Source organism: Pseudomonas sp. D2002 (genome assembly GCF_013385735.1).
Lineage (GTDB): Bacteria > Pseudomonadota > Gammaproteobacteria > Pseudomonadales > Pseudomonadaceae > Aquipseudomonas.
Genome location: NZ_JACAPL010000006.1, coordinates 87,799 through 100,475 on the forward strand (window position 1 = coordinate 87,799; position 12,677 = coordinate 100,475).

10 protein-coding genes and 1 tRNA gene are annotated in these 12,677 nt (G+C 60.6%); 7 read left to right on the forward strand and 4 right to left on the reverse strand.

Translation table 11 applies throughout. The annotated features are described in order from the left end of the window. Position 1: 1 nt before the first annotated feature. Together HX783_RS29970 and HX783_RS13390 are read right to left on the reverse strand one after the other, a co-directional pair. Complete coding sequence (locus HX783_RS29970; RefSeq protein WP_256347162.1) at positions 2-652, reverse strand: Shufflon-specific DNA recombinase; 651 nt, start codon at positions 650-652, stop codon at positions 2-4. A 105-nt stretch (positions 653-757) separates the two neighbouring features. After that, positions 758-834 (reverse strand) — tRNA-Arg (locus HX783_RS13390). 371 nt (positions 835-1,205) lie between these two features. Between HX783_RS13390 and gabD the strand changes: the two genes are divergently transcribed. From gabD to HX783_RS13405, 3 genes are all read left to right on the forward strand, one after another. Beyond that, positions 1,206-2,648, forward strand: coding sequence for an NADP-dependent succinate-semialdehyde dehydrogenase (gabD, locus tag HX783_RS13395; RefSeq protein WP_177017180.1), 1,443 nt, complete (start codon positions 1,206-1,208; stop codon positions 2,646-2,648). Positions 2,649-2,828: 180 nt separating this feature from the next. After that, positions 2,829-4,106: a 4-aminobutyrate--2-oxoglutarate transaminase gene (gabT, locus tag HX783_RS13400; RefSeq protein WP_106577350.1), complete on the forward strand. Its 1,278-nt coding sequence runs from the start codon at positions 2,829-2,831 to the stop codon at positions 4,104-4,106. A gap of 139 nt (positions 4,107-4,245) precedes the next feature. Further along, a complete protein-coding gene (locus HX783_RS13405; protein ID WP_177017181.1) occupies positions 4,246-5,448 on the forward strand; it encodes an HDOD domain-containing protein in 1,203 nt (400 codons plus the stop codon). A gap of 121 nt (positions 5,449-5,569) precedes the next feature. Here HX783_RS13405 and HX783_RS13410 read toward each other — a convergent pair whose 3' ends face one another. Both HX783_RS13410 and desA read right to left on the reverse strand, forming a co-directional pair. After that, entirely contained in the window at positions 5,570-6,571 is a 1,002-nt protein-coding gene (locus HX783_RS13410; RefSeq protein WP_177017182.1) for a sensor domain-containing diguanylate cyclase, read from the reverse strand. 257 nt (positions 6,572-6,828) lie between these two features. Then, complete coding sequence (desA, locus tag HX783_RS13415; RefSeq protein WP_159953612.1) at positions 6,829-8,013, reverse strand: delta-9 fatty acid desaturase DesA; 1,185 nt, start codon at positions 8,011-8,013, stop codon at positions 6,829-6,831. A gap of 166 nt (positions 8,014-8,179) precedes the next feature. Between desA and dibA the strand changes: the two genes are divergently transcribed. The 4 genes from dibA to cysT all read left to right on the forward strand — a co-directional run bounded on the left by dibA (position 8,180) and on the right by cysT (position 12,670). Next, positions 8,180-10,093 (forward strand): phosphodiesterase DibA, encoded by a 1,914-nt coding sequence (dibA, locus tag HX783_RS13420; RefSeq protein WP_177017183.1) that lies wholly within the window; start codon positions 8,180-8,182, stop codon positions 10,091-10,093. 300 nt (positions 10,094-10,393) lie between these two features. Further along, positions 10,394-10,576, forward strand: coding sequence for a sulfur starvation response protein OscA (oscA, locus tag HX783_RS13425; protein WP_010565387.1), 183 nt, complete (start codon positions 10,394-10,396; stop codon positions 10,574-10,576). Positions 10,577-10,641: 65 nt separating this feature from the next. Then, positions 10,642-11,652 carry a sulfate ABC transporter substrate-binding protein gene (locus HX783_RS13430; protein WP_159953614.1) on the forward strand — a complete coding sequence of 337 codons (1,011 nt, stop codon included), beginning with the start codon at positions 10,642-10,644 and terminating at the stop codon, positions 11,650-11,652. A gap of 199 nt (positions 11,653-11,851) precedes the next feature. Then, positions 11,852-12,670 carry a sulfate ABC transporter permease subunit CysT gene (gene cysT / locus HX783_RS13435; RefSeq protein WP_159953615.1) on the forward strand — a complete coding sequence of 273 codons (819 nt, stop codon included), beginning with the start codon at positions 11,852-11,854 and terminating at the stop codon, positions 12,668-12,670. Positions 12,671-12,677: the final 7 nt, after the last annotated feature.

The following is a 12,677-nucleotide window of genomic DNA, read 5'->3' on the forward strand; positions in this document are numbered from 1 at the left end:
TCTAGCCACGGCGCATCGCTGTCTCAATCGCCAGTTGGACGATGGGCCGTATCCATGGATTGTGCGATGCGTCGGCATATGTGCCATCAGCATGGCGCTCACGAAGCTCTAGGGCGCTGAGCATGTATTGCTCTTCAATTGGGTCAAGCCGTCGCGAGCGCTCGTCGTTGTAGCTGGGGCGGCTGACCATCCGGACTGGATTCTCGGCCAAATGAATTCCCCACTCGCGGCGAGCGACCTCGATCACGCACTGAAACAAAGCCAGCTCACGTTTCATCGTATTGCCCTTGCGGATCTTCAAGCGCTCGTCACGGTAGCGGGCAAAATCTGAAGAGGTGAGGGTCGCAACGATGCGTGTCGCCAGTGGGTGCCGCTTGAGCGCTTCCAGGCGTTTGATTTCCGAATACGCGCCTTTGTGCTTCGGAGCGATCTCGGAGATGTAGCGATCAATAAGTTGATGAAAGGCGGTGCGTTCAGCCTCAACTCGAGAGACAAAAATGCCCCGGTCGATTTCGCTTTCGATCATGCGTGCCCAAGCTTGGGCATCGGATTTGGTTTCGAAGGTTTTGCGCTGGGCTGGGTAGCCCTTACGGCGTATTTGCGCTTCCCACTGATACTCGCCGCGATTCCTGATTGTTGCCATTTCGACCATTCCCGCCACTTTTGAGTGTGGCAAATTTGTGGCAAAAACGATTTTCAGGACTAGGACAGGTTTCTGTCAGGAGCGCTATCCCTTTGTAATACAAGGGAAAGAAGATGGTGCACCCGGCGGGATTCGAACCCACGACCCCTGCCTTCGGAGGGCAGTACTCTATCCAGCTGAGCTACGGATGCTTGTGCGGGCGACATCATACCCATGTCGCCCTTGGGCGTCCATGCCGGTCTTTGGCCGTTTATGGGTAGGAAATTGCTGCACAGCGGCCCTGCGCCGGGTGCCGGTGGTCGAGGCGCTGGAACCCGGTCGTATCACGCTGATCAGAAAGATTCGGCAAATGCGCCGTTTTCGTTCTTTTTTTCGAACAGACTATTGCCCTGTACCCCCATTGATCCTAGGATTCGTTTGAGATTTCAAACGCTCTGTCTCCCGTGCGCTCTTTCACTGTTCCCGCGCGCTGGGGCTGATTTCCCTGACGGCAGCCCACAAGGCGCCTTTCAACAACTCTAATTCGCTCCGCGTGCGCGCGGTGCTGTTAAGGAAAGCCGACATGCAGCTCAAAGATACCCAGTTGTTCCGCCAACAAGCCTTTATCGATGGCGCTTGGGTGGATGCGGACAACGGTCAAACCATCAAGGTCAACAACCCGGCCACGGGCGAGATTCTCGGCACTGTGCCGAAGATGGGCGCTGCCGAAACCCGCCGCGCCATCGAAGCGGCCGACAAGGCGCTGCCGGCTTGGCGTGCGCTGACCGCCAAGGAGCGCGCGAACAAGCTGCGCCGTTGGTTCGAGCTGCTGATCGAAAACCAGGACGACCTCGGTCGCCTGATGACCCTGGAACAAGGCAAGCCACTGGCCGAAGCCAAGGGCGAAATCGTCTACGCCGCCTCCTTTATCGAGTGGTTCGCCGAAGAGGCCAAGCGCATCTACGGTGACGTAATTCCCGGCCACCAGCCCGACAAGCGCCTGATCGTGATCAAGCAGCCGATCGGCGTAACTGCTGCGATCACGCCGTGGAACTTCCCGGCCGCGATGATCACCCGTAAAGCTGGCCCGGCCCTGGCCGCCGGTTGCACCATGGTGATCAAGCCGGCTTCGCAAACGCCGTTCTCGGCTCTGGCCCTGGTTGAGCTGGCGCACCGTGCCGGCATCCCTAAAGGCGTGCTCAGTGTGGTCACCGGCAGTGCCGGCGACATCGGCGGCGAGCTGACCAGCAACCCGATCGTGCGTAAATTGTCCTTCACCGGCTCCACTGAAATCGGTCGCCAGCTGATGGCCGAATGCGCCAAGGACATCAAGAAAGTATCCCTGGAGCTGGGCGGCAACGCGCCGTTTATCGTGTTCGACGACGCAGATCTGGATAAGGCCGTCGAAGGCGCGATCATTTCCAAATACCGCAACAACGGCCAGACCTGCGTCTGCGCCAACCGCCTGTACATTCAGGATTCGGTGTACGACGCGTTCGCCGAGAAACTCAAAGTGGCCGTGGCCAAACTCAAGATCGGCAACGGTCTGGAAGAAGGCACCACCACCGGCCCGCTGATTGACGAAAAAGCCGTGGCCAAGGTTCAGGAGCACATCGCTGATGCCCTGAGCAAAGGCGCCAAGCTGCTGGCCGGTGGCAAGGTGATGGAAGGCAACTTCTTCGAGCCGACCATCCTGGTTGACGTGCCGAAAGACGCCGCCGTTGCCAAGGAAGAAACCTTTGGCCCACTGGCGCCGCTGTTCCGCTTCAAAGACGAAGCCGAAGTGATCGCGATGTCCAACGACACCGAGTTCGGCCTGGCATCCTACTTCTACGCCCGCGACCTGGGCCGTGTGTTCCGTGTGGCTGAAGCCCTGGAATACGGCATGGTCGGCGTCAACACCGGGTTGATCTCCAACGAAGTGGCGCCGTTTGGCGGCATCAAGGCCTCGGGCCTGGGCCGTGAAGGCTCCAAGTACGGGATCGAGGATTACCTGGAAATCAAATACCTCTGCCTGGGCATCTGACCGGTAAGAGATCGCAGCAAACGCAGAGGGCACGAGAGCGCTGACCCTTTGCGTGTTTCACACCGTTATTCGTAGTGGCCGGGAAAGCTGTGGCAGTCGATCATCGCATGCTGCCGTAGTTGCCTCCCCGCCACGTATTCCTTGGACCACGCCACCCGATGAGTGGCGAATGAGGACTTTATGAGCAAGACCAACGCATCCCTGATGAAACGCCGCGAAGCCGCTGTACCGCGCGGTGTTGGCCAGATTCACCCGATCTTCGCCGAATCCGCGAAGAACGCCACCGTGACCGACGTTGAAGGTCGCGAGTTCATCGACTTCGCCGGCGGTATCGCCGTGCTGAACACCGGCCACGTGCACCCGAAAATTATCGCTGCCGTGACTGAACAGTTGAACAAGCTGACCCACACCTGCTTCCAGGTTCTGGCCTACGAGCCGTACGTGGAACTGTGTGAAAAAATCAACGCCAAGGTGCCAGGCGATTTCGCCAAGAAAACCCTGCTGGTCACCACCGGTTCCGAAGCCGTAGAAAACGCCGTGAAAATCGCCCGCGCTGCCACTGGCCGTGCCGGCGTGATCGCCTTCACCGGCGCCTACCACGGCCGCACCATGATGACCCTGGGCCTGACCGGCAAAGTCGTGCCTTACTCGGCCGGCATGGGCCTGATGCCAGGCGGCGTGTTCCGTGCGCTGTTCCCGAACGAACTGCACGGTGTGAGCGACGACGATGCCATCGCCAGCATCGAACGCATCTTCAAAAACGATGCCGAGCCGCGTGATATCGCTGCCATCATCATCGAGCCGGTGCAGGGCGAAGGCGGCTTCTACGTCGCGCCTAAATCCTTCATGAAGCGCCTGCGTGAACTGTGCGACAAGCACGGCATCCTGCTGATCGCCGACGAAGTGCAAACTGGCGCAGGCCGTACCGGTACGTTCTTCGCCATGGAACAGATGGGCGTTGCCGCCGACCTGACCACCTTCGCCAAATCCATCGCCGGCGGCTTCCCGTTGGCCGGTGTGTGCGGCAAGGCTGAATACATGGACGCCATCGCCCCAGGCGGCCTGGGCGGCACCTACGCCGGTAGCCCGATCGCGTGCGCCGCGGCCCTGGCCGTGATGGAAGTGTTCGAAGAAGAGCACCTGCTGGACCGCTGCAAGGCCGTCGGCGAGCGCCTGGTCACTGGCCTGAAAGCCATTCAAGCCAAGTACCCGGTGATCGGCGAAGTGCGTGCCCTGGGCGCGATGATCGCGGTGGAGCTGTTCGAAGGTGGCGACAGCCACAAGCCGAACGCCGCTGCCGTTGCCTCCGTGGTGGCCAAGGCGCGTGACAAGGGCCTGATCCTGCTGTCGTGCGGCACTTACGGCAACGTGTTGCGCGTGCTGGTCCCGCTGACCTCGCCGGACGAGCAGTTGGACAAAGGTTTGGCGATCATCGAAGAGTGCTTCTCCGAGCTGTAAGCGCAAGCTGACCTGATCGACAGAAAAAACCCGCTTCGGCGGGTTTTTTTGTGCCCGATGCAACACATTCAGGCCATGTTCATTGTACGCAGGGGGCTTGATTGTCTAAGGTTGCAGCATTGCCGATGGAGCGTGCTGGATGACTGCTGTTGATTTACCGGCTGTACCCCGAGTGCTGATTGCCGAGGCGGACCCTTGGTCGCGGGACTTACTCAAACAAGTGTTGTTGAATGTGCGCTGCGACGCACGGCTGGACGTGTGTGCAGATGGGCAGCAAGCGGCCACGCTGCTGCGAGATAAAACCTACGACCTGATCCTGGCGGATTGGGAGCTGCCGGGCGTTGATGGCCTGAGCTTGCTGCGCAGCGTGCGCCAGAAGCGCCGCTCATTGCCCTTCATCCTGCTGAGCAGTCGCAATGACAGCGCCAGCGTGCGTGAAGCGTTGCCCCTGGCGCCGACGGCGTACCTGACCAAACCGCTGAACATGGAAGGCCTCACGCAGCGCCTGCAAGATTTGCTGCTGAACGAAGGCGAAAGCGTGTATTGCGAGATCCCGCCGCTGGCGCCCGGCATGACCTTGCCGGTGTTCCTGGAGCGCCGCCGTGACGCCTGCGACGGCGCGCCGTTGCGGGTGGACGTCAAAGATGCCGTCCAGCACAGCCTCACACCCGATGGCCTGGACCTTAAACAGCTGGAAGACCGGGTGCGCATCGACCCGCAAATCACGGCCGTACTGATCGCCGCCGCCAACAGCGCCGGCCATCACGGCACGCCGGTACAAACGCTGTCGGCGGCGCTGCACAAGCTGGCGGCCGGGCAAAGCATGAACCTGATCCTGGGCCTGGCGCTCAAGCACAACGTCGTGTTGGGTGACCCGGCGCTGCTGGCGTATGCCGAGCGCCATTGGCAGTTGTCCCAAGACACCGCCGACTATGCCCGCCGCCTGGCACGCATGCTGGAGCTGGACCACGAGCGCTGCTACAGCGCCGGTATTCTGCATCGGCTGGGCGATTTGGCGTTGTTGCGTTGCCTGGAAGACTGGTGCCAGGGTGGCGGGGCGTTGGACGACGAAGCGATTGGTGAGTCGCTGGACACATTTGGTGCGGCTTATGGTTCGGCCTTGCGCGCGCGTTGGCGCTTGCCGTTGGAACTGCGCCAGCTGATTGCGGCGATCTACTCGCTCGAAGGCGGGGTGTATTCGCGTGAATCGCTGGTGATGAACCTGGCGGCGCAAATGGCGCGCCTGACTGAGCACGAAGGGCTGGAAGCGCTGGCCGGCAGTAAGACGGCGCGCTTGCTGCGCGTCGGGTTGTCAGAGCTGACGCGGGTGCGCAAAGCCTAGCTGATAACGAGGATCAAGTGTGGGAGCGGGCTTGCTCGCGAATGCGGTGGATCAGTCAATATTTTCGGCGCCTGGCACACCGCATTCGCGAGCAAGCCCGCTCCCACATTTTTGATTCGGGTTAACCCGCGATTACGCGGTTTTTGCCCTGGCGCTTGGCTTCATACATCGCCGCATCGGCCCGTGCAAACAGGCTGTCCAGGGTTGAGTCTTCTTCGCGCAAGCTGGCCAAGCCCTGGCTGACGGTCACGGTGAACTGCCGGCCTTCAAAGCTGAAGCTCAGCGCCTGGATCTCCTTGCCCAGCCGCTCGGCCACCTGCAACGCCATCTCCGGCGCACAACCGGGCAACACGGCGGCGAACTCTTCGCCGCCAATGCGCCCGAACAGGTCGCCACGGCGCAATACGCCGCGCCCGCTCTCGGCGATACGCCGCAACACCTGATCGCCCTCCAGATGGCCGTAGCTGTCGTTGACGTCCTTGAAATCATCGATGTCCAGCAACAGGAATGCCAATGGCGAGCCTTGGGCGCAGGCGCTGTCGAAGGCCTGGTTGGCGCATTCGAAAAAGTGCCGGCGGTTGCTGCTCTGCGTCAGCACATCGGTGGTGGCGAGGCGGTGCAGCTCCAGCTCCATCTGTTTCTTTTCGGTGATGTCTTCGGCCATGCCGACCACAATCACCGGCTTACCGGGCTCAACCTGTTGGTTGATGTAGCACTTGTCGCTCAGCCAGCGAATCTGCCCGTCAGCGGTGATGATGCGGTACTCGCGGTCCTCCACGGCGCCTTGCTCCAGCACGCGGGCGAGGCTGTGTTCGGCGTAGTCGAGGTCTTCGGGGTGGATGCTGTTGCGCCATTCGCGGTGGTCGGCAAGCAGCAAACCGGCTGAACGGCCAAAGACGCGCTCGTAGGCTGGGCTGACGTACAGCACGCGGCGCGTTTCCCAATCAATGGCCCACAACACGGCATTCACACTGACCAGCAGCGAGCTCAGCAACTGCTCGCGCTCGCTCAACCGTTCGACCTCACCCTGGGCGTGCATGAGCGCCAACAGGGTGGCCGCCGCCGCCGGGCGAGGAGCCTCGGCAGTAGGAGCATCGAGTGAACAGGTGTTTTCGTGAACCATCGGTACAACTCTCTCTGGGCGCGTCGCAGGATGGAGCAGCGATCACTACAAGGGTCACCATGATGGCGAAGTGTTCATTGAGAGAGGGGAATTGCGGTGAAGTTCCGTGAGCGGCTTGACTAAGAAATGGCGTCAGAAACCGGTTGTAGGCCGATTTTCGGGGAGAATGGGCTAGTTTTGCTGCGTGTTTTTACTGTGGCGAGCGGGCTTGTTGTGGCAAGCCCGCTCACCACAACAAGCGGGCTGTGAACGCCGGGTCAGACCGCTGCAGGGCGCAGCGAATAGGTCTTCAGCTGGTGGGCAAAATCGCGCAGGGACTGGATGCCGCTGGCCTCGGCCTCGTGCACCCATTCCTTGATCGCGGCCAGCATGTCGTGGCCATTGGAGCTGGTCTTCAGCCAGATCTGCTGCAGCGCCAGGCGCTTCTCGTAGATCACAGTGAGCGCGTGGCTGTGCTCCAGCATGCTCTGGATACGCACATGGTGGCGGTCATCGAGCAAGCTGGTTTCACGCGACAGCAGGCGCTTGGCGCGGTGGAATTGGTGGCGCACCGAGTGATCGACCTTCTGCAGCTCCTGCTTGACCAGCGGGCCAATCACCAACTTGCGGTACTGGGCCATGATCTGGAAGCGGTTGTTGAGGATCGCCATGGCGGTGTCCATGTCCAGATGGCCTTTGCCTTCGACACGGTGAGCGATGGGCGCCACGCGCTGCACTTTGGCCAGGCGCAGGAAGCTGAACACTTTGATCCACGCCCAGCCCAGGTCGAACTCCCACTTCTTCACCGACAGCTTGGCCGAGTTGGGGTAGGTGTGGTGGTTGTTATGCAGCTCTTCGCCGCCGACGATGATGCCCCAAGGCACCAGGTTGGTGGCCGCGTCACGGCATTCGAAGTTGCGATAGCCCACGGCATGGCCCAGGCCGTTGATCACGCCGGCCGCCCAGAAGGGAATCCACATCATCTGGATCGCCCAGATGGTGATGCCGATGGTGCCGAACAGCAGCAGGTCGATGACGCCCATGATCGCCACGCCCAACAGTGGGTAAGGCGTATAGATTTTGCGTTCGATCCAGTCATCCGGGCAGTTTTTGCCGTAGATACGCAGGGTCTCGGGGTTTTCGGCCTCGGCGCGGTACAGCTCGGCGCCTTTGCGCAACACGGTGGACAGGCCTTTGACGACCGGGCTGTGCGGGTCGTCAACGGTTTCGCATTTGGCGTGGTGTTTGCGGTGGATAGCGGTCCACTCGCGGGTGTTCTGCGCCGTGGTCAGCCACAGCCAGAAGCGGAAGAAGTGTTTCAGGCCGGCATTGAGCTCCAGGGAGCGATGGGCTGAATAGCGGTGCAGATAGACGGTGACCCCAACGATGGTCACGTGGGTCATCAACAGAGTGACTGCCACCAGTTGCCAGGCTGACAGGTCAAGAAAACCGTTGTACCACATAGGCTGTATGGCCCTCAGATAAAGAAAAAACCAGCTCACGCATTATCACTAAGCCTACAGAGAAAACCAGCCGCCCTTTCAGATAGAAGTGACTGGATGTTTCTTATTCTATAATCCGCAGCCTTTGTAGGGCGATTTTGTTTTTTTGGTAAGGATTACTGACCATATGCTGTTTTCGTACCGAGGTGCCCTGCGCGTGGGGCTGGTATACCTGCTGGTTTCCATTGTGTGGCTCCAGCTCAGTCACCACCTATTGATCAACTTTCTCGATGACCCGCAGGCATTGGGGCGCTGGCTGCAGGTGCGCGGCTATGTGTGGGTGGCCCTCAGCGCGCTGGCGATTTACCTGCTATGCGCGCGGTTTGCGCGTACCCACCAGTTGCAGCAACCGCTGAAAGAAAACCGCGAACGCCTGCGCCAGGCGGCCGCCGTGTTCGATTGCACCCGAGAAGGCGTGCTGGTCACTGACGCCCAGGGGCTGATCGTGCACGTCAACCGGGCGTTTATGGAGATCACCGGCTACAGCCGAGAGGACGTGATGGGTGAACGGCCGAGCCTGTTCAAGTCCGGGCGCCATTCGTCGAGTTTCTACCAGCAGGTGTTCCAGACCCTGGAGCGCACGGGCGAATGGAGCGGCGAGATCTGGAACCGACGCAAAAGCGGTGAAATTTATCCACAGTGGCAAACCATTCGCGAGATCCACGACGACTCAGGCAAGGTCAGCCACTACGTTGCGGTGTTTTCCGACATCAGCGCCATCAAGGATTCCGAGCACGAACTGGCCCACCTCGCTCACCACGACCCGCTGACCGACCTGCCTAATCGCCTGCTGTTCACCGACCGTGCCGAGCAGGCACTGGCCTCGGCGCAGGTGCATAAACGTGGCTGTGCCTTGCTGTTGCTGGACCTGGACCACTTCAAGATCATCAATGACAGCCTCGGCCATAACGTCGGCGACCAGTTGCTCAAGGCGGTGGGCGAGCGCCTCAAAGGTCTGTTCGGCCCCGGCGTGACTTTGGCGCGGCTGGGCGGCGACGAGTTCGCGGTGCTGGCCGAAAGTTGTCCACAGGTGGTGCAGGCCGCCGCCTTGGCCCAGCGCATGCTCGATGCGATGAAGCAGCCGTTTATCTTTGATGGCCACCAGCTGTTTATCAGCGCCAGCATCGGCATCAGCCTGTTCCCCAGTGATGCCCTCAGCGCCCAGCAACTGCTGCGCAATGCCGACTCCGCACTGTTCAAGGCCAAGAGCGCCGGCCGCGAAAGCTACGCCTTGTACACCGAAGAGTTGACCGCCCACGCGCAGAACCGCGTGGAAATCGCCAGCGAGTTGCGCCGTGCCCTCGACCAACAGGAACTGCGCGTCTACTACCAGCCGGTGCATGACCTGCACGGCAGCCGCCTGATCGGCGTCGAAGCGCTGGTGCGCTGGCAGCATCCGGAGCGCGGCCTGGTGCCACCGGGGGATTTTATCCCCATCGCCGAACGCACCGGGCTGATAGCCGATATCGACGCCTGGGTGATGGATCAGGCCTGTCGCCAGATGTGCCAATGGTTGGCGGACGGCGCGCCGCTGAGCTTTGTTGCGGTGAATGTCTCCAGCCGCCTGTTCGCCCGGCGCGAGCTGTACGAGCAAGTTGCCCAGGTGCTGCACGCCACCGGTCTCGATCCGGCGTTCCTTGAGTTGGAAGTCACCGAAAGCGCGGTGATGGATGACCCCGAAGTCGCCCTTGAGCAACTGCACCGCCTGCGCGAGCTGGGCTTGCGCCTGGCCATCGATGATTTTGGCACCGGCTATTCGTCGTTGTTGCGCCTCAAGCGCCTGCCGGTGCAGAAACTCAAGATCGACCAGGGCTTTGTCGCCGGGTTGCCGTGGGATGAGGACGACGCGGCGATTGTGCGCGTGGTGATCGCCCTGGCAAAAAGCATGGGCATGCAGGTGCATGCCGAAGGGATCGAGCAAGTGGAACAGGCGCGGTTCCTGTTGGAGCAGGAGTGCGATCTGGGCCAGGGGTATTGGTTTGGGCGGCCGATGCCGGCACAGGAGATTGATTGGCACCGGGCACCTGCTATCCGGACTTGAAATACGATCAAATGTGGGAGCGGGCTTGCTCGCGAAGGCGGAGTGTCAGTCAATAAATCTGTGGCTGAGCCACCGCCTTCGCGAGCAAGCCCGCTCCCACATTTTGATCTCGGCACGGCTTATTTACAGTGTTGACGTCGCAAAAACCCGCGCAACCCCACGTCCTGCCAGAAAATTCTTTCTGGTTATATAAACATTCTTAAATAGTATTTTTAAGAATATCCGCGCTTATCTACTATCGCCCTCACGCCGCAAGCAGTGCCGCCACTGCCAGGCACTATTCATTTCAGGAGCGAGACCATGAGCGCATCTCTACGTAGCGTCGACGGCCAGGACGAAGCAGCCATTTTGCGTGAGATCCAGAGCGCCTTGCGCGACCTGCGGTTTGGCGCGGTGGAAATCACTGTGCACAACGCCCAAGTGGTACAGATCGAACGCAAGGAAAAATTCCGTTTGCAGAACCCGGGCAACAAACCGGCTTAAGCACCACCGGCGATAGACCCGCAACTATAAGAAAAGCCAACACCCAAGAATTTCAGGAGCCTTCTATGTCGTCGATTCGCCGTTACGCCCTGGCCGCACTGGCCAGCGCTGTGTTTGCCGGTTCCGCTGTTGCCAAGGACTACGAGTTGCTTAACGTCTCGTATGACCCGACCCGTGAGCTGTACCAGGACTACAACGCTGAGTTCACCAACTTCTGGAAACAGTCCCACCCCGGCGACAACGTCAAGATCCAGCAATCCCACGGTGGCTCGGGCAAGCAAGGCCGAGCGGTGATCGACGGCCTGCGCGCCGACGTGGTGACCCTGGCCCTGGCCGGTGACATCGACGAAATCGCCAAATTGGGCAAGACCCTGCCGGAGAACTGGCAAACCCGCCTGCCGGACGCCAGCACCCCGTACACCTCGACCATCGTGTTCCTGGTGCGCAAGGGCAACCCTAAAGGCATCAAGGATTGGGGCGACCTGATCAAGAAAGACGTTTCGGTGATCACCCCGAACCCGAAAACCTCCGGCGGTGCGCGCTGGAACTTCCTCGCCGCCTGGGCCTATGGCCTGAAAGCCGGTGGCAGCGAAGCCAAGGCCCAGGAATACGTGAAAGAGCTGTTCAAGCACGTGCCGATCCTCGACACCGGTGCTCGGGGCTCGACCATCACCTTCGTCAACAACGGTCAGGGTGACGTGTTGCTGGCCTGGGAAAACGAAGCCTTCCTGGCCCTGAAAGAAGACGGCGGCGCCGACAAGTTCGACATCGTCGTACCTTCGCTGTCGATCCTCGCCGAGCCTCCAGTGGCCGTGGTCGACAAGAACGCCGAGAAAAAGGGCAACACCGAAATCGCTACCGAATACCTCAAGCACCTGTACAGCCCGGCTGGCCAGGAGATTGCGGCGAAGAACTTCTACCGCCCACGCGATGAGAAAGTCGCCGCCAAATACGCCCAGCAGTTCCCGAAACTGGACCTGGTGACTATCGACAAAGACTTCGGCGGCTGGAAAACTGCCCAACCGAAATTCTTCAACGACGGTGGCGTGTTCGACCAGATTTACTCGGCGCAGTAAGCCAAAGTACCTGTAGGAGCGTGATTTTCTGTAGGCGCTGGGCTCGTGTGGGAGCTGGCTTGCCTGCGATAGCATCACCCTGGTGTGGCTGACACACCGAGGTGCCTGCATCGCGGGCAAGCCCGGCTCCCACAGAAGAGCCAGGTCCCGCAGAGAGTGCGCTCCTACAGTGGTTTCTACCTTTTAACCAAGGACTCTTATGTCGCGTCGTATTTCCCCCGTCATACCCGGCTTCGGGCTGACGCTGGGCTACACCGTGGTGTACCTCAGCCTGATCGTACTCATCCCGCTCGCGGCGATGTTCGTACACGCCGCTCAACTCACTTGGGATCAGTTCTGGGCCATTATTTCCGCACCGCGCGTGCTGGCGGCATTGAAACTGAGCTTCAGCACCGCGCTCTACGCAGCGCTGATCAATGGCGTGATCGGAACGCTGCTGGCCTGGGTGCTGGTGCGCTACACCTTCCCCGGTCGCAAGATCATCGATGCGATGATCGACCTGCCATTCGCCCTGCCCACCGCCGTCGCCGGTATCGCGCTGACCGCGCTGTACACGCCCACCGGGCTGGTCGGCCAGTTCGCCGCCGACCTGGGCTTCAAGATCGCCTACACCCCGCTGGGCATTACCCTGGCGCTGACCTTCGTCACGCTGCCGTTCGTGGTGCGCACGGTGCAGCCGGTACTCGCCGACATCCCGCGGGAAATCGAAGAAGCCGCCGCCTGCCTGGGCGCCAAGCCCTTGCAGGTGTTCCGCTACATTCTCGTGCCCGCCTTGCTGCCCGCCTGGTTGACCGGCTTCGCGCTGGCCTTCGCGCGTGGCGTGGGTGAGTACGGTTCGGTGATCTTCATCGCCGGCAACATGCCGATGAAAACCGAGATTCTGCCGTTGCTGATCATGGTCAAACTCGACCAATACGACTACCGCGGCGCCACCTCCATTGGCGTGTTGATGCTGGTGGTTTCCTTTGTCCTGCTGCTGCTGATCAACTTGTTGCAGCGGCGCATCGAACGTCCATAAGGAGGCG